Origin of the sequence: Streptomyces sp. NPDC059248, assembly GCF_042753905.1 — a bacterium.
Lineage (GTDB): Bacteria > Actinomycetota > Actinomycetes > Streptomycetales > Streptomycetaceae > Streptomyces.
Map to the genome: position 1 here is coordinate 25,086 of NZ_JBHYZV010000027.1, position 16,432 is coordinate 41,517.

Sequence of the window (16,432 nt, forward strand, 5' to 3'; positions counted from 1 at the left end):
GCGCGGCTGTCCCGCGACCGGGCGCCGGCGGGCGCCACATGGCCGGGACCGCGCCGGCGGGTGCCGATACCTCCGATGTTTTCGCGGAACCGGCAAGAAGGTTTGCCGCTCCGACCGGGCTCCGGTGACGCTGGGGCCGGAGGTGATCGCGATGAGCGCGACGAACGAACGGGCCGCGACCGGCGGGTACGACGGCGACTACGAGGTGGTCGTGGTGGGCGGCGGGGCCGCCGGACTGAGCGCGGCCCTGGTCCTGGGCCGGGCCCGGCGCCGGGTCGCGGTGGTGGACGCCGGTGCGCCGCGCAACGCCCCGGCCGCCCGTATGCACGGCTTTCTGTCCCGGGACGGGATGCCCCCGGCGGCGCTGCTGGCCACGGGCCGGGCCGAGGCCGCCGCGTACGGCGTGGCACTCTTCGACGGCCTGGTCGACGAGATCACGGCCCGCGACGGCGGTTCCGGGACCTCGGGCGACGGCGCCCGGGGCGAGGGTTCGGGCGGCACCTGGGGCGAGGGCTCCGGCGGCTTCGTCGTCCGGCTCGCGGGCGGCGCGGCGCTGACCGCCCGCCGGGTCCTGGTGGCCACCGGGCTGCGGGACGAACTGCCCGCCCTGCCCGGGGTCCGGGAGCGCTGGGGCCGGGATGTGCTGCACTGCCCGTACTGCCACGGCTACGAGGTACGGGACGCCCCGCTCGGCGTCCTCGGCACCCGGCCGATGGCCGTCCACCAGGCCCTGATGGTCCGCCAGTGGTCCCCCGACGTGGTGCTGTTCGCCCATGACCTGGTGCTGACCGCCGACGAGCGCGAGCGGCTCACGGCGCGCGGGATCCAGATCGAGGAGGGCGCGGTACGCCGGCTGGCCGTGGCGGACGACCGGCTGACCGGTGTCGAACTCGCCGACGGGCGCGTGGTGGAACGTACCGCCGTCTTCGTCCCCCCGCTGATGGTGCCCGCCGACGGTCCGCTGGCCGGGCTCGGCTGTGCCCGGGACGAGGCGACGGGCGCGGTGGCGACGGACCCGGCGGGCCGGACGTCCGTCCCCGGGGTGTGGGCGGTCGGCAATGTCACCGACGCGCGGGCCCAGGTCGTGGTCGCGGCCGGGGCGGCATCGGTGGCGGCGATGGACATCAACCACGACCTGATCACGGCCGATACGGACCGGGCGGTGGCCGCGCTGCGGACCGCGTCGGCTACAACGGGGGCGTGACGACCCATGTGATCAACCTGTGGCGTGCGGGGCTCGGCCGGGTACCCGAATCGGTCTGGGACGAGACCGGAGTCGAGGTACTCGTCCTGGCCGACAACGGGCTGACCGAGCTGTCCCCGCGCGTCGGCGGACTCACCCGGCTGCGCACCCTGGACCTGGGCCACAACGCCCTGGTGTCGGTGCCGGACGAGATCGGCGGTCTGACCGGTCTCAGCCGCTTCCTCTATCTCCACGACAACCGGCTGACCGGTCTGCCACCGGGGATCGGACGGCTCTCGGCGCTGCGCTACCTCAACGTCGGCGAGAATCCGCTGGGCGCCCTGCCCGACACCCTGGGCGGACTCACGTCCCTGGTGGAGCTGCGGGCCCAGCACTGCGGTCTCGCGGCGCTCCCCGACGCGCTCGGCCGGCTCCCCCGGCTGCGGGAGCTGTGGCTGCGCGGCAACGCCCTGACCGCCCTGCCGGACTCCTTCACCGGCCTCACCGGGCTGCGCCGCGTCGAGCTGCGGGAGAACGAACTGGCCCGGCTGCCCGGGTGTCTGGCGGGGCTGCCCCAGCTGCGGGAGCTGGATCTGCGCTCCAACCGGCTGCGGGAGCTGCCGGAATGGGTGGCCGGGCTCCCGTCGCTGGAGAAGCTCGATCTGCGCTGGAACGACCTGATACCGCAGGACGGGCTGGTCGCCGATCTCGAGGCCCGGGGCTGCGCGGTCCTGATCAGCTGACGACCGCCGCGCGCGGGGCGACGGGGGGGGTACGGCTCCGGGGGCGGTGTACCGGAGGCGCCCCGGGGCGCCGTCGTGCCGACGGCCCGAGCCGGCGAACCGGCGAACCGGCGGACCGGCGGCAAGGCTCCGTACGAGCCGAACCGCCGCCGGGCGACCGGCGGTTCAGCCGAGGCGGCGGGGTCAGCCGAGGCGGCGGGCGATGATCCGCGCGCAGTCGAGCGCCTCGGCCCTGGTGGTGTCCACCACCAGGTCGTACGCGATCCCCCGGTGCACCGACTCGGCCTGGGACGCGGCCATTCCGGCGGCCCGGTCGCCCCGGGCCGCCTCCCGGCCCGCCGCCACCTCGGGGTCGCAGCGGACCCCGACCCACAGGACGTCGGGGACGCCCGCCGCGGTGAGCGCGTCGCACCACCGGCGCTGCGAGGCCGCGCCGCCGAGGAACACCTCGTCGACGACGACCCGGGCCCCGGCCCGTACCATCGCCGCTACTCCGGTGGTCCACGCGGCCTCCAGCCTGCGGAACTCCTCCCCCACCGTCACCTCGCCGCCCGGCCCGACCACCAGCCCGCCCGCCGCGCCGCCGTCGTCGAAGGCGGGCGGCAGGGCGTCGACGAAGGTGTCGGTGCCGATACCGAGCCACGGGTCCGGCAGGATCGTCCGGAGGCGGTGGGAGATGTCCGTCTTCCCGGAGCTGGAACCGCCGTTGAGAATGACCGCCCGATAGTCCACCGTGTTGTCCACCGTGCGGAATCTAGTCGTTCTCCCAGCCCAGCGCCTCCGAGATGGCGCGCAGCAGCAGCCGCTTGGGCTTGGCGCCCACGGTGGAGTGGACCGCTTCGCCGTCCCGGAAGACCATCAGGGTCGGGGCCGACAGGACGCCGTAGCGCCGCGCGGTCCCGGGGTTGTGGTCGACGTCCAGCTCGACGACCTTGAGCCGGTGCGCCTCGGACTCGGCGATATCGGCCAGGACGGGGACCATCATCCGGCACGGCGGACACCAGTCCGCGGTGAACTTCACCAGGACGGGCCGGTCGGCGCCGAGTACCTCGGTGCCGAAGTCCGCGTCCGTCACCGCGGATACCGTCGCCGTCGTCGTGCCCGTCGTCGTGTGCGTCGTCACTGTCACCACTCCCCGTATCCGAAGCCGCACCGCGGCCCGGGCTCCTGCCCCTGCCCCTGCCCCTGCCCCTGCCCCTGTTCAGCCGATACGCCGGCCTCGGCCTCGGCGTCCGCCAGCTGGGCGCTCACCTGTGCCCGTACGGCCGTCAGCCGGCCGATGAGCGCGTCGAGTTCGCCGAGCTTGGCCCGGTAGACCGCGATCGAGGCGGGACAGGCGTCGCCCGCCGGGTGCCCGGCGCGCAGACACTCCACGAACGGCCGGGTCTCCTCCAGCCCGAAGCCGATGTCCTGGAGAGTCCTGATCTCGTCGATGAGCCGCAGATCGCTCTCGTCGTAGCTTCGGTAGCCGTTCTCCGTACGCCGCGCGGGCAGCAGTCCCCGCGACTCGTAGTAGCGGAGGGCGCGGGTAGTGGTCCCGGCCCGTTCCGCGAGTTCTCCGATCCGCATACGGGGACCGTAGACGTTGACGTCCGCGTCAGGGCAAGAGCCGGGGCCGGGGCCGGGGGGGGGCGTCCGGGCGGCGGGTCGGCTCAGGCGGTGGATCCCCGGTACAGGACGGCGAACAGCCCCCGGGCGCGGACGCCGTCCGGCAGGGCCCAGGAGCCGGAGACCTCGCCGATCGCGCCCTCGGGGAGGGACGCGGGATCGCCGGGTACCGGCGGCGGGTTCCGGTGCAGCCGGAGGGCCGCCTCGCGCCCGAGGGTCAGTACGGTGCCCTCCTGGTCGTCGGTCACGGCGACGGCGGCGGCCTCGGCGAGCGTCCCATTGCCGGAGTACGAGCGGGTGACGTCCCGGTCGGGGGTGGCGGTGGTGTTCCGGTCCTGGGCCGCGGCCCGGCCCTCGACCAGCGCCAGCAGCTGGGCCACCAGGACCGGGTCGTGACAGCCGTCGTAGACCCAGCGCCGCCCGAGGACACCGTGCTCCAGGGTGCCCACGAGCGCGTGCTCCGCACCGTCGAGCGGGGCGCCGCGATAGGTCAGCGGCACCAGGTACACCTCGGGGTCGGGGCCGGAGCCGTCGGTGAGCACGATGAACTCGATACCGACCTCGCCCGCCGGGTCGTCCAGCCGGAAGCCGCCGACCGCGACCGGTTCCGGGGTCCCCGTGCCGCGATACCAGGGCCGGCCGGGGAGCCAGGAGGTGAGCAGCTCCGCCTTGGTCGGCTTGAGGGTGGTGTGGTGGACGACGGCCATGCCGGGACCTCTTTCCCCAGGTTCTGCTGCGGGTGACTGGCCTTCGTACCCTCTCATCCCGTACGCACCCGTCGAGGATCACCGGAGGGCGGCGCGCTGGCCGGCGGCGCGGGTACGTCACGGGCGGGCGCGCGGACCACGGCGCCATGGCGCACGGCACGCGGCCCACGGCGCCACGGCCCGCGGCGCACGTCCCACGGCGACTCGCTCCGGACACGGCGAAGGGCGGCCCGCGCGTCGGGGAAGTACGCGCGGACCGCCCGGGGCCGTCGGCCCTCCGTTCGGGTGTCACACCTTCTCGGGGACGCCCTTCTCCAGGCGCGCCTCGGGCAGCGCGGCCTCCGGCTCGTCCACGGGACCGCCGTGGCCGTCGTCGAGGAGGGTCTTCTCGTCGAACGGGATCCGCCCGGCGAGCACCTCGGCCGCCCGTTCCTTGTCGATCTCCTTCGTCCAGGTGCCGACGAGGATCGTCGCCACCGCGTTGCCCGCGAAGTTGGTCAGCGCCCGCGCCTCACTCATGAAGCGGTCGATACCGACGATCAGACCGACGCCGTCGACCAGTTCGGGGCGGTGGGACTGGAGGCCGCCCGCGAGGGTGGCGAGCCCGGCGCCGGTGACACCGGCCGCGCCCTTCGAGGCGATGATCATGAAGAGCAGCAGGGAGATCTGCTCGGACGCGCTCAGCGGATCGCCCATGGCGTTGGCGATGAACAGCGACGCCATCGTCAGATAGATGGCGGTGCCGTCGAGGTTGAAGGAGTAGCCGGTGGGCACGGTGATGCCGACCACGGGCTTGCTGACGCCCATGTGCTCCAGCTTCGCGATCAGACGCGGCAGCGCCGACTCGGAGGAGGAGGTGGAGACGATGAGCAGGAACTCCCGGCCCAGGTACTTCATCAGCGACCACAGGTTCATCCCGGCGACCAGCTTCAGCAGCGCGCCCAGGACGACGAAGACGAAGAGGGCACAGGTGACATAGAAACCGATCATGATGACCGCGAGGGACTTCAGGGCGTCCATCCCGGTCTCGCCGACCACGGCGGCGATCGCGCCGAAGGCGCCGATCGGGGCCACCCACATGATCATCGCCAGGATGCGGAAGACCAGCCGCTGGATGTGCCCGATACCGCGGAGCACCGGCTCGCCCGCCTTGCCCATCGCCTGGAGGGCGAACCCGGCCAGCAGCGCGATCAGCAGGGCCTGGAGGACCTCGCCCTCGGTGAAGGCGGAGACCATGGTCTTCGGGATGATCCCGAGCAGGAACTCCGCGGTGGACTCGCCGCCCGCGCCCTCCGCCGCCTTGCCGCCGGCGGCCTTGGCCTCCTCGGTGATCGAGAGCCCGGAGCCCGGCGACAGGAAGTTGCCGACGATCAGACCGATCGCCAGGGCGACCGTCGACATGATCACGAAGTAGCCGAGGGCGAGCCCGCCGACCGCTCCGACCTTCGCGGCCTGCCGGACCGAGCCGATGCCCAGCACGATGGTGCAGAAGATGACCGGCGCGATCATCATCTTGATCAGATTCACGAAGCCCGTACCGATGGGCTTGAGTTCGACCGCGACCCCGGGGGCTGCGAAGCCCACGGCGATACCCGCCGCCACCGCGATGATCACGGCGATGTACAGGTAATGCGTACGGTCCCTTCGGCCTGCTGTCGCAGCCACGGGGTCCTCCTCGAAAAATTATTGCCAGGTCCATGTCCCGTATGGATTTCGGCGAATATCCATCACCCTGTGACCCGGGTCACCCTTACGTGCATTTCGTTCACGACCGAATCGTTTACCGGCCGTCAAACCGCACGAAACGGAAGGCACACTGGTGCCATGCGCATACCCCGCCCCCGCAGCCTGGCGGGACAGCTCTTCGCGATGCAGGTCTTCCTGGTCGCGGTGATCGTCGCGAGCGGTGCCCTCTTCGCCTACGCCGTCGACCGCTCCCAGGCCGAGGACACCGCCCGCCGGCAGTCGACGGCGACCGCCGCGGCCGTCGCCGACTCCCCCTCGGTGGCCGCCGCCGTCCGGTCCGCCGATCCGAGCGCGATCCTCCAGCCGTACGCGGAGCGGGTCCGCCGGGACGCCGGGGTCGCCTTCGTCACGATCATGGCGCCGGACGGCACCCGCTGGACCCACCCCCAGCCGGAGGAGATAGGCCGTCCCTATCTCGGCGACCGGAAGCAGGCGCTGCGGGGCGAGGTCTACAGCGAGACCACCGTGGGGGTGCTGGGCTCCTCCATCCGTACCGTCGTCCCGGTCTTCGCCCCGCCCGCCCCCGGCGAACCGGCGGGGTCCGGACCGCGCGAAGTGGTCGCCCTGGTCAGCGCCGGGATCACCATCGAACGGATCAGTGAGCAGGTACGCGAGCAGGTCATGGGGCTGCTGGTGGTGGCGGGCGGCGCGCTGGCCCTGGGCGGGGCGGGCACGTACGTCATCAACGTCAGGCTGCGCCGGCACACCCACGGGATGAACGCGGCCGAGCTGAGCCGGATGCACGACTACCACGAGGCGACCCTGCACGCGGTGCGCGAGGGACTGCTGATGCTGGACGGGCGGCGCAGGATCGCCCTGGTCAACGACGGCGCCCGGGAGCTCCTCGGGCTGGGCGACGATTCCGTCGGCAGGCCGGTCACCGAGCTGGGGCTGCCGCCGGGGCTCACCGGCGCGCTGCTGGCCTCCGAGCCCCGCGTCGACGAGGTGCATCTGACCGCCGACCGGGTCGTCGTGGTCAATACCAGCCCCGTCGTCGGCGGGGAGCACCGGGGCACGGTGGTGACCCTGCGCGACCACACCGAGCTTCAGGCGCTCTCGGGCGAACTGGACTCGGAGCGCGGCTTCAGCCACGCCCTGCGCTCCCAGGCCCATGAGGCGGCCAACCGGCTGCACACCGTGGTCTCCCTGATCGAGCTGGGCCGGGTGGCGGAGGCGGTGGAGTTCGCCACGGCCGAGCTGGAGCTGGCCCAGACGCTCACCGACCGGGTCGTCGCCGCGGTGGGCGAGCCCGTACTGGCCGCCCTGCTGCTCGGCAAGGCGGCCCAGGCCAATGAGCGGGGTGTGGAGCTGGTGCTGTCCGACGACAGCCGGATCGACGACGGGCTGCTGCCGCCGTCGCTCCCGGCCCGCGACCTCGTCACCGTGCTGGGCAATCTCGTCGACAACGCGGTGGACGCGGCGTCGGAGGCGGCGGTCTCCGGGCGGCGGCCCGGCCGGGCCCGGGTCACGGTCACCGTCCGCGCCGACGGCGACACCGCCGCGACCGAGGCCGGGGCTGGGGGCTCCGGGAGTCCAGGCGGCTCAGGCGGCTCCGGGGGCTCCGGGGGCGAGCTGCTGCTGCGGGTGCGGGACACGGGTCCAGGCGTCGCCCGGGAGTGCGCCGACGAGATCTTCCGCCGCGGCTGGTCCACGAACGGCTCCGGGCGCGGCCTCGGTCTTGCCCTGGTCCGCCAGGCCGTCCACCGCGCGCACGGCACGATCGAGGTGGGCGCAGGTCCCGACGGCGGTGCGGAGTTCACCGTACGGCTGCCGCTGGCGGACGGGGTGCCCGCGTGAGGCCGCGCGGTCCGGCCGCGCCGGTACGTGACGGCGGCCACCGCGGGTCCCGGGGGCGTGACGTACGATCGCCGCTGCCCACCGGCGCCGGGGAGGTGCAGCAGCGATGAGCGCGAACGGACCCGCTCGGACCATCAGCGTCCTGGTCGTCGAGGACGATCCGGTCGCCGCCGACGCGCACGCGCTGTACGTGGGCCGGGTCGCCGGCTTCTCCGTCGCGGGCGTGGCCCACTCCCGTTCCCAGGCGGTACGGATCCTGGAGCGCGCCCCGGTCGATCTGCTCCTGCTCGACCTCTATCTGCCCGACGGGCACGGCCTCGGGCTCGTCCGGTCGCTGCGGGCCGCCGGGCACGCCGCGGATGTGATCGCGGTGACGTCGGCGCGGGATCTGGCGATCGTGCGGGAGGGCGTGTCCCTCGGGGTCGTGCAGTACGTCCTGAAACCGTTCACCTTCGCGACGCTGCGGGACCGGCTCGGGCGGTACGCGGAGTTCCGCGCCGCCGCGGGCGAGGCGAGCGGCCAGGAGGAGGTCGACCGCGCCCTGGCGACCCTGCGCGCCCCTGAGGGCAGCGCCCTGCCGAAGGGCCTCAGCGGCCCGACCCTGGAATCGGTGACGCGGACCCTCCGGGACACCCCGGAGGGCCTGACGGCGGCCGAGGCGGGCGCGGCGGTCGGCATCTCCCGCATCACGGCCCGCCGCTATCTGGAACACCTGGTCACCCAGGGCCGGGCGGACCGCAGCCCCCAGTACGGCCAGATCGGCCGCCCCGAACTCCAGTACCGCTGGCTCACGGGCCGCCCCCGCCACTGAACGAGGCGTGGCACCCCGGGAGCCGGGGGCGCCGGACGCGCCGGGCGCCCCCAGGTTTCCTTCGGCCCGCGGCCCGGTGCGTGGCCTGGAGTCGGCGACGGCGCCCCGGGGGCACCGCGAACCCGTCCGGGCGACGCGCCTTGATGTGTGAGACCAACGTGGAGGCAGGAAACGGCGGCAACGACGATGAAGTGGCGCAGAGCCTGCTCTTCGGGTTCCAGCAGGGGCGGCCGTAGCCGGACAGGAAGGCTGTTCGGAGCGCGGAGTGCAGGGGGAGTCCTTCGGATCGTACGGTCGCTCGTGCCCACCGCCGCCGTAAGCAGTTCGCGTAACTCGTCGGGTAGCTTTCCAGCCCCGAGGGCGCACACGTCCAGGATCTCTCCGCAGTCCCTTTGCTGTCCTTCGGTGACGAGGGCCTTGAAGAGGGGATGCCACAGAGGCCGGGGAGCCTACGACCAGGAGAAGGCGAGGGCTCCGAGCCGCTTCGCCACGACCCCCTGGGACGGTTCAGCCGTGCCGACGGGCATCGGCCGGTATGCGATCCGCGCAGCGCCACGCCGCTGATGGTCCGACGCCCACCGGCGCAGCAGCTCGGCGTAGCGCGCGGCGACCTGTTCGGCATCGGGACCGTGGGCGAGGACGCCGCTCTCGAAACCGCCGGTCGCCTCGTTCGACCGCTTCGTGCGGTAGGCGAAGCTCCCTCCGCTGACCAGCGCCGGGACGCCGCGCGTCACCGACAGCGCGAGGAGGCCCTGATCGACCAGGTCCTTGCTGCCGTGGAGCATCACCATCTCCGGCGTGTTCGTCGCCAGGAACAGCTCCAACTCGTCCGGCAGATCGAAGGCCGCGCCGGACCACACCTCCAGCCGGGGCGAGCGCACGGCGGCGGCCAGGGCGTCGATGTCGAAGTCCTGCTTCTGATCGTCGACCCGCAGCGCAAGGCCCTCGGTGACGTGGATGAGCCGCTCGGTGTACGCGCCGGCCCCCTGCATGGGCACAAAGCCGCACAGGCGGTAGCTGTCGCTGACCAGCTCCGCTTCCGGACCGTCGGCCCGGTCGAACGCGATCGACCGGGTGAGCCCGCGCATCCGGAGCGGGACAACGATCCGGCCGCGCTCGGAGAGCTGGTCGAGCCACGCAGACGGGATGTCCCAGGCCCCGGCGGTGACGATGATGCGGTCGAACGGAGCAAGACCGGGGACCCCCGCGACGGCGTCCGCCTGCACCACCTCGACCTGCTCGTACCCAGCCGCGTCCAGACACCTCCGGGCACGCTCGACGATCTCCGGGTCGATGTCCACCGAGATCGACGCGCCCTCCTTGCCGACCAGCTCGGCGATCAGCGCGGCGTTGTAGCCACCCGAGCCGACTTCGAGGACCCGCATGCCGGGCTCGATCCCGGCCTGCTCCAGCATCACCGCCTGAATGTGCGCGGCCGACAGCGAGCTGAGAGCCGTTCCGTCCTCATCCCGCTTGATCACCAGCGCCTGATTGGCGGCGTACGCGGCCTTCAGCGGCTGTCCGACGGCAAACAGATGCCGGGGCACGGCAGCCACCGCGCCGGCAACGGAGTCAGAGGTGATCGCCCCCAGATCACGCAGCTCACGCACCATGACCGCCCGCAATGAGGCGGCTTCCTCATCAATATTCTCGTCTCGTACCGTAGTCACTTCGTCACCCTACCGATCGTGTTTCGTGGTCATACCCCATTGCCGGAATCAACGCGGCTCCCCCAGGAGACCGCCCCGAACCGGCCCGTAACCGGGAGCCGAACCGCCCGGCGCGGCCGTCTTGTCGTCACGGTGTCGGTGAAGGGGGCCGGGGCCGCAGGAATGCGGGGGAGATGTCCGGCCCCGGCTGTTCGGCGGACGGTTCTGCTGGGATGTTGCCCCGCGTTACGGCACCTCGTAGGCGGGGGCGTCGTCGGGCGGCCACTGGACCTGGGCGTGGTGGACGATCGCCCGGCTGTCGCGGACGGTGATCCGCCACAAGGCTCCGGGGGCGTCGCCTTCGCAGATCAGAAGGCCGGTGAAGGTGCGCCCGGGGTAAGTGTTGAGGACCTCTTGTACCTGGTGGTCGAGGGCGTAGGTGCTGCCGCGGCGTGCCTCCAGGCGGGAGGCGGTGGCGTGGGCGCGCGGGCCGTGTGTCTCATCGAGGCGGAGGATCAGGTCGCATCCGTAGGGCGGGGCTTCGGGGGTGTCCGGATGGAAGGGCGTACCGGAGGTGAGGTCGGGGGGCAGGGGCGGGGTGATGGCGTAGCCGCCGGTGACGCGGGTCGAGTGCACGGCTGCTCTCCTTCGGTAGCTGTGGGTGGGGTGGGTGCGGGTCAGAGGTGGCCGACGCCGCCGTAGGTGTGGGTGGTGTGCGGGGCGCCGTCGTCGGTCCCGTCGGGCTCCCACTGGCTCACCGGGACCAGCCCGGGGCCGATCGCGGTGAGGCCGGTGAAGAACGCGGCGATCTCCTCGAAGGAACGCGGGATGGAGGGGATCCCGGCGTCGCCCAGGAGGCGCGCGGTGCGGTGGATCAGCTCCGGGTCGTGCTCGTGGGCGAGGTGCGACAGCACGAGCGCGCTCCCGGGCGCCAAGGCGCCGAGCAGGCGCTGGACGGCTGCGTGCGGCTGCTCGTTATCGGCGACCTGGTCGACGATGCCTGTCATGACCAGGGCCACGGGCCGGTCAAGGTCGAGGTGGACAGCGGCTTCGGTGAGGATCTCGTCCGGCCGCCCCAGGTCGCCGAGTACCGTCCTGGCACATTCCCACACGTCGCCGTAGTACGTGGCGGTGTTGAGGTGGGCGACGACCTCGGGGTCGCGGTCGACGTAGAGGACTCGGGCACGGCGCCGGTGGTAGCGGAAGGCGATGTCGTGGGTCGCCGGGGTCGACCGCGGCGGCAGCCCGGGCCCGATCTCCACGAACTGCGCGATACCCGTGGTGCCTGCGAGGTGGGTGACGGCCCGGATCTGGAAGGCCCGGTCGGCGCGCGCCATCTCTCTCACCGGAACACCACTCGCCGTCAGCTTCGCCACGAGGGCCTCGTCCCCGGGGTAGCCGTCACGCGCCTCCGGAGCGTCCCCGAGGGCCGCGAGGTGGAACCGGGCACTGCTCACCGGCTGAAATGCGGCGGTCATCAGCATGACGCGCCCCCGCTCGACGCTTCGAGTCCGGTGGTGAGGTCGACGGGCGTGGTGCCGGTGAGGCGGGTGACTGTGAGGTCCGCGAGCAGCCACGGCAGCAACGGGTTGTCGTAGGGGAGCCGTACGCCGGTCGTCGTCTGGACCGGCGGCCCGCCGGGACGCCCGGGGTCGGGCTGGTAGAGGACGCCGTGGTATCCCCACAGCCTCGGGTAGCGGACCCGTACCATCCGGTGTCCCCGGGCGAGGGCCGGGCACTGCCGGAGGGCGAACACCGCGCAGGGTGTCACGCAGACGGGCGGGGTGACCGTCAGGATCCCGTCGGCAACCTCATCCGCGCCGCCGAGGAGCCACACCTGCCCGTCCGGGTGCGGCGGCGGCCGGTGTCCGCAGATCTGGCACACGAGCCGGTCCGCGGCCCGCCGCTGACGGCGCGTGTCGACCACGTCGTACAGCGGCCGGCTCCCGGCGCCGGGACTGCGCGGTCCACGTCCACGCGCGCGGAGCACCCCGTCGTCGGTACGGTCGTGGACGCTCTCGTCGGCGTAGGCGATCCCCCGCCCGCCAGGCGCGAGCACGACCGGCTCGGGGAGGTTGGGGGCGTCGGACCACGGCGTGATCCACGGCACCACCCGCCCCCGGAACGTGGGGAGTCCGATATCGGTCACCGGGCCACCACCCGGTTCGCATAGACGTTGAGAATGTGCTCGGGACACGTAATGACCCCGGGTTGGACCTCCACCGGAACGGCGGTCTCCCGCTCACACACCCGGCGCAGCACCAGTTCAGGAGCGGGCGGACGTTCGGCAAGCAGGCAGTCCAGCACTTCCGGCTGCGTACGGAAGAACTCCCGCGCCAGCTCCTTCATCGGCCCCGCCCACGGACTCGGATACGGCGGCGCGGTGGGGGCGGGCAGGGCCGCGAAGTACGCGGCCGTGTGCCGTCCCGGCCGGCGGTGAGGCAGTAAGCGCCCTACTCGGGCGAACGCGTGGGCGATAGCATCACGCATACGGCGGATCAGCTCCTTCGGAAAGCTGCTCTGACGAGCCCCGGCGAGCCGTTAACGGCGGCCCTCCGGGGCGTCCCTATTCGTGTCCCGGCCCGACAGGGGCAAGCGGACTCGGGGGGACCGTCCGATCGTTGCGCCATAGGGCGCGAGGGCAGCTCAGCTGCCGTTTTTCTCGTGCGGTTCCTGCTCGACGACCACGACGAAGCAGTGCTTCAGCAGGGCACTGGACGTGGTACAGGGCCGATCGGTCACAATCCCCTGCGCTCCACTGGACGCCACAAGCCGTTCCGCCTCGGCCCACGACGTCGCTTCGGCCGTGACGGTCCAGTCTCGTACGCGCGCATAGACACGCAGTCGGGATATGGCTATGCGCCCTTCCGTACCGGAGTGGAGGACGACGCCGACCCTGTCGCGTCCGTAGGGCGGCGTGATGCCCGCTGCTGCGTCGGCAAGGCAGGCTCGGAGGGCCCGCTGTTGTCCGGTTCGGGTCATAGTGCGACTGTCCCGTGATAGCAGCACGGGCGGAAGAAGAGCCCCGTACGAGGCCGACGATCCGTCAAGTCAGCAGTCGTACGGGGCGTATGAGCCCGGCCGATGAAACCGCGCGGACTCGTATGCGTCGTAGGGTCAGAGGGCTGTCCTCACCGTCGCGGGGGAGAATCCACTTCCGTCCGAACCGGTCGCGAGCAGCTTGGATACGCGACGTAGCCGAGCCGTCGAGGCACGGCCGACCTTCTCCACGATGACGGACGGCAGAGCCTGGTGACGAGCCCAGACCGGGTGATCGAGCAGGACTCGCTCCAGGGTGTCCAGCGACGCGTCCCACATCTTCGCGTCGGCCTGCGCCATCGCCTTGTCCATGGCGTACCGGCTGCGCGCCGCCCCGGACAGCGACGCCTCGTGCTGCGGCTTGATGTCGGCGATCAGTCCCAGTGCCTCGCCGGCCTGCCCCAGCGCGACCTTGATCCCCACCGCTTGAGTGCTCGCCGTGACCGGCCCGAAGACTGTGCCGTAAGCCTGGGCCTCACGCCCCATTCGGGCCCCGGCGGCGTGGGACTGGCTGAGGTAGTCGCCCGCCAAGCCACCGTTCCCGATCCGCGATGCGACGACGGCGGCGAAGTTGATGTGCGACCCGTACGCGACCAACTCCTCAGTCGTCGCCCGGGAGAACCGCGGCTCGATGTCCGTGGCCGCCTTCTCCGCAAGGATCAACGACTCCTTGAGCCGGGCATCCCGCAGGTAGATCCACGCCCGCCCCGACATCACCAACGCGCTGCTCAGCCCGTCATCGGAGCGGGATGCGGCCGCCTGTGCGTGTCCGATGGCGGCATAGGCAAGATCGCGGGCACCCATCAGATTCGCCACATAGGCGGCGAGGCGGTACGCGTCCGACAGGACTGTCCACGCCTTCGCCTGCTGCCCGTCGGACTGCTCCCGCACACAGGCCGCGGCCTCCGTGATGAGCGGGCCCGCCAGCGCCCCGACAGCCACGTACTTGCCTTCCCAGTACAGCGCCCAGCAGTGCCGGGCGGTCTTGGTCAAGGCGGGGAGCGTCGGCGCCGTGACGGTGTCGGGGAGTAGGCCGGCCGATGTGTCGTGTACGGCTTGCGACAGGCTTCTGACCGTGGCCCGGTCGTCCTGCTCCATGCCCCGGCGAGGCCCCTGCTGGCCGAGGATTACTGCTGTATCGGTCCCCAGGGCCGAGGCGATCCGCAGAAGCGTCTGCAACGTGAGGCGCTTGTCCTGTTCGGCCTGCTGGATCGTCGGCAGGGACAGCCCTGTCAGCTCGGCAAGGTCGGACTGACGAAGTGTCTTCCCTCGAAGGATCTTGATTCGTTGACCTGTTGTGTACTCGCTCCAACGCGCCATACCGGTCTCCTGGTTCTCAGCATCCACTGGGGACGGTACCCGTGACTGACGCGCGGCCACACGGGTTCTCGGGACTCGACAACTCCCGCGAAGCAGCAATCTGCCTCGAAATCCGGGCTGTCACCAGAACCCCGACGTGCCACGGGACTGGCGCCGGTGCCCCCTGGGGTCGTGGCGCGCGTGCCGATCGTCGTGCACCCCCCGCGCGTCAGGGCGCCGCGAAGGTGTCGAGGGCATCGAGCAGGCGGGTTCTGGTGGCGGCGGAGCCCAGGTGGCCGGCGTTCTCGATCACGGTCAGTTCGGCGTCCGGCCAGGCCCGGACGAGTTCCCAGGCGGTGTCGAGGGGGCTGCTCAAGTCGAGCCGTCCATGGGTCAGCGCCCCGGGGATCCCGGTCAGGCGGTGCGCGTCGCGCAGCAGGGCGCCCTCCTCAAGCCAGGCGCCGTGGGCGAAGTAGTGGGAGCAGATCCGGACGAACCCGAGCCGGGCCCGGTCGGGCCGGTCGGCGTACGGGTTGCGGCGGGGGCCGGGCTCGGCGGAGACCACCGCGTCCTCCCAGGCGCACCAGTCGTTCGCCGCCTTCTCGCGGACCGCCGCTTCGGGGTGGTTCATCAGCCGGGCGTAGGCGCCGACCACATCGCCGTCGCGGGGCGTGCCGGGGGCGCCCGCGAGGAAGCGGTCCCACTCCTCGGGGAAGAACCGGCCGACGCCCCGGTACAGCCAGTCGGTCTCGGAGCGGCGGGTGGTGGTGACACTGGACAGGACGATCTCCGACACCCGCTCCGGGTGCTCCTCGGCGTAGGCCAGGATCAGGGTCGAGCCCCAGGAGCCGCCGAACAGCAGCCAGCGGTCGATGCCCAGGTGCCGCCGGAGCCGTTCCATGTCGGTGACGAGCCGGTCGGTGGAGTGGTGGCGCAGATCGGTGCCGGGGTCGGCGGCGTGCGGGGTGCTGCGTCCGCAGCCGCGCTGGTCGAAGAGGACGATGCGGTACCGCTCCGGGTCGCAGTAGCGGCGCATCCGTTCGGTGCAGCCGCTGCCGGGGCCGCCGTGGACGACGACGGCGGGTTTGCCGTCCGGATTGCCGCAGACCTCCCAGTAGAGGCGCTGGCCGTCGCCGACGTCGAGCATGCCGGACGCGTACGGCTCGACGGGCGGATACAGCTCACGGGCGGTGATCACGGCGGTGACTCCCCTCGCAGAGATACAACAGCGCTGTTACATTACTTCCCGTGTCCACCCCTCCTTCCGTTCCCCGGCGCGGACCCGAACTCCTCGGCACCCGGCTGCGCCATCTGCTGGAGCTGCTCGACGGCGATGTCGCGGCCGTCTACGCGGACCTCGGTCTGCCGGGGTTCCGCCCCCGCTACACCCCGGTCGTCCGTGTCCTGGCCGCCGAAGGACCCCGCTCCATCCGGGATCTGGCGCTGGCCACCGGGGTCACCCACTCCGCCATGAGCCAGACGGTGGCGCGGATGGCGGAGGACGGCCTCGCGACCCTCTCCCCCGGCGCCGACGCCCGCAGCCGGATCGTCCGGCCGACCCCGGCGGCCGAGGAGCTGCTTCCCGTCCTGGCCCGTGAGTCGGCCGCGACCGCCGAGGCCGCCGCCCGCCTCGAAGCGGAGCTGTCGTATCCGCTGAGCGCCCTGGTCGACGAGGCGATCGCGGCCCTGCGCGGCCGCCCGATGCGCGCCCGGATCGCGGAGTGCGCGAAACCCGCGCCCCCCGAAGACCCCGAAGACCCCGAGAACCCCGAGACCCGCGAGAACACCAAGAACACCGAGAACCCCGCCCAAACCGCGTAGACCGCGTTCCGGGCAGGAAGGTCCCGGCC

Annotated in this window: 18 protein-coding genes; 5 read left to right on the forward strand and 13 right to left on the reverse strand. The window is 72.3% G+C overall.

All coding sequences use genetic code 11. From position 1 onward, the window contains the following. The first annotated feature begins 151 nt into the window (after window positions 1-151). Window positions 152-1,204, forward strand: coding sequence for an NAD(P)/FAD-dependent oxidoreductase (locus tag ACFXG1_RS14100; protein WP_384719440.1), 1,053 nt, complete (start codon window positions 152-154; stop codon window positions 1,202-1,204). An 11-nt stretch (window positions 1,205-1,215) separates the two neighbouring features. Next, complete coding sequence (locus ACFXG1_RS14105) at window positions 1,216-1,926, forward strand: leucine-rich repeat domain-containing protein (protein ID WP_384719444.1); 711 nt, start codon at window positions 1,216-1,218, stop codon at window positions 1,924-1,926. 183 nt (window positions 1,927-2,109) lie between these two features. On the opposite strand, the gene cpt is transcribed toward ACFXG1_RS14105, so the two are convergent. From cpt to ACFXG1_RS14130, 5 genes are all read right to left on the reverse strand, one after another. Further along, window positions 2,110-2,670, reverse strand: coding sequence for a chloramphenicol phosphotransferase CPT (gene cpt, locus ACFXG1_RS14110; protein ID WP_384710316.1), 561 nt, complete (start codon window positions 2,668-2,670; stop codon window positions 2,110-2,112). A 10-nt stretch (window positions 2,671-2,680) separates the two neighbouring features. Beyond that, a complete protein-coding gene (trxA, locus tag ACFXG1_RS14115; protein WP_384710319.1) occupies window positions 2,681-3,049 on the reverse strand; it encodes a thioredoxin in 369 nt (122 codons plus the stop codon). Window positions 3,050-3,051: 2 nt separating this feature from the next. Continuing rightward, window positions 3,052-3,495: a MerR family transcriptional regulator gene (locus ACFXG1_RS14120; RefSeq protein ID WP_384710322.1), complete on the reverse strand. Its 444-nt coding sequence runs from the start codon at window positions 3,493-3,495 to the stop codon at window positions 3,052-3,054. A gap of 83 nt (window positions 3,496-3,578) precedes the next feature. Then, a complete protein-coding gene (locus tag ACFXG1_RS14125) occupies window positions 3,579-4,241 on the reverse strand; it encodes a 1,4-alpha-glucan branching protein (protein WP_384710325.1) in 663 nt (220 codons plus the stop codon). A gap of 288 nt (window positions 4,242-4,529) precedes the next feature. Then, complete coding sequence (locus ACFXG1_RS14130; RefSeq protein ID WP_384710328.1) at window positions 4,530-5,906, reverse strand: cation:dicarboxylate symporter family transporter; 1,377 nt, start codon at window positions 5,904-5,906, stop codon at window positions 4,530-4,532. 159 nt (window positions 5,907-6,065) lie between these two features. Here ACFXG1_RS14130 and ACFXG1_RS14135 point away from each other — a divergent pair, with 159 nt between their 5' ends. Then, window positions 6,066-7,784: an ATP-binding protein gene (locus ACFXG1_RS14135; protein WP_384742486.1), complete on the forward strand. Its 1,719-nt coding sequence runs from the start codon at window positions 6,066-6,068 to the stop codon at window positions 7,782-7,784. A gap of 106 nt (window positions 7,785-7,890) precedes the next feature. Beyond that, window positions 7,891-8,595 carry a response regulator gene (locus ACFXG1_RS14140; protein ID WP_384710334.1) on the forward strand — a complete coding sequence of 235 codons (705 nt, stop codon included), beginning with the start codon at window positions 7,891-7,893 and terminating at the stop codon, window positions 8,593-8,595. Window positions 8,596-9,044: 449 nt separating this feature from the next. Here ACFXG1_RS14140 and fxlM read toward each other — a convergent pair whose 3' ends face one another. The 8 genes from fxlM to pip all read right to left on the reverse strand — a co-directional run bounded on the left by fxlM (window position 9,045) and on the right by pip (window position 15,780). Beyond that, entirely contained in the window at window positions 9,045-10,265 is a 1,221-nt protein-coding gene (fxlM, locus tag ACFXG1_RS14145) for a methyltransferase, FxLD system (RefSeq protein ID WP_384742488.1), read from the reverse strand. A gap of 225 nt (window positions 10,266-10,490) precedes the next feature. Then, window positions 10,491-10,880, reverse strand: coding sequence for a DUF6205 family protein (locus ACFXG1_RS14150; RefSeq protein ID WP_384710340.1), 390 nt, complete (start codon window positions 10,878-10,880; stop codon window positions 10,491-10,493). Between the two features lie 41 nt (window positions 10,881-10,921). Continuing rightward, the gene (locus ACFXG1_RS14155) at window positions 10,922-11,722 is read right to left on the reverse strand and encodes an SAM-dependent methyltransferase (RefSeq protein WP_384710343.1); all 801 of its coding nucleotides are present in this window, start codon (window positions 11,720-11,722) and stop codon (window positions 10,922-10,924) included. Continuing rightward, a complete protein-coding gene (locus ACFXG1_RS14160) occupies window positions 11,722-12,393 on the reverse strand; it encodes a hypothetical protein (protein WP_384710346.1) in 672 nt (223 codons plus the stop codon). The genes ACFXG1_RS14155 and ACFXG1_RS14160 overlap by 1 nt, the downstream gene beginning before the upstream one ends. After that, window positions 12,390-12,734 (reverse strand): hypothetical protein, encoded by a 345-nt coding sequence (locus ACFXG1_RS14165; RefSeq protein ID WP_384710349.1) that lies wholly within the window; start codon window positions 12,732-12,734, stop codon window positions 12,390-12,392. The genes ACFXG1_RS14160 and ACFXG1_RS14165 overlap by 4 nt, the downstream gene beginning before the upstream one ends. A gap of 156 nt (window positions 12,735-12,890) precedes the next feature. After that, window positions 12,891-13,226 carry a hypothetical protein gene (locus ACFXG1_RS14170; RefSeq protein ID WP_384710352.1) on the reverse strand — a complete coding sequence of 112 codons (336 nt, stop codon included), beginning with the start codon at window positions 13,224-13,226 and terminating at the stop codon, window positions 12,891-12,893. Window positions 13,227-13,361: 135 nt separating this feature from the next. After that, window positions 13,362-14,603 (reverse strand): helix-turn-helix domain-containing protein, encoded by a 1,242-nt coding sequence (locus ACFXG1_RS14175; protein WP_384710356.1) that lies wholly within the window; start codon window positions 14,601-14,603, stop codon window positions 13,362-13,364. A gap of 208 nt (window positions 14,604-14,811) precedes the next feature. Next, a complete protein-coding gene (pip, locus tag ACFXG1_RS14180) occupies window positions 14,812-15,780 on the reverse strand; it encodes a prolyl aminopeptidase (RefSeq protein WP_384710359.1) in 969 nt (322 codons plus the stop codon). Window positions 15,781-15,830: 50 nt separating this feature from the next. Here pip and ACFXG1_RS14185 point away from each other — a divergent pair, with 50 nt between their 5' ends. After that, window positions 15,831-16,403 carry a MarR family winged helix-turn-helix transcriptional regulator gene (locus ACFXG1_RS14185; protein ID WP_384710362.1) on the forward strand — a complete coding sequence of 191 codons (573 nt, stop codon included), beginning with the start codon at window positions 15,831-15,833 and terminating at the stop codon, window positions 16,401-16,403. Window positions 16,404-16,432 lie beyond the last annotated feature (29 nt).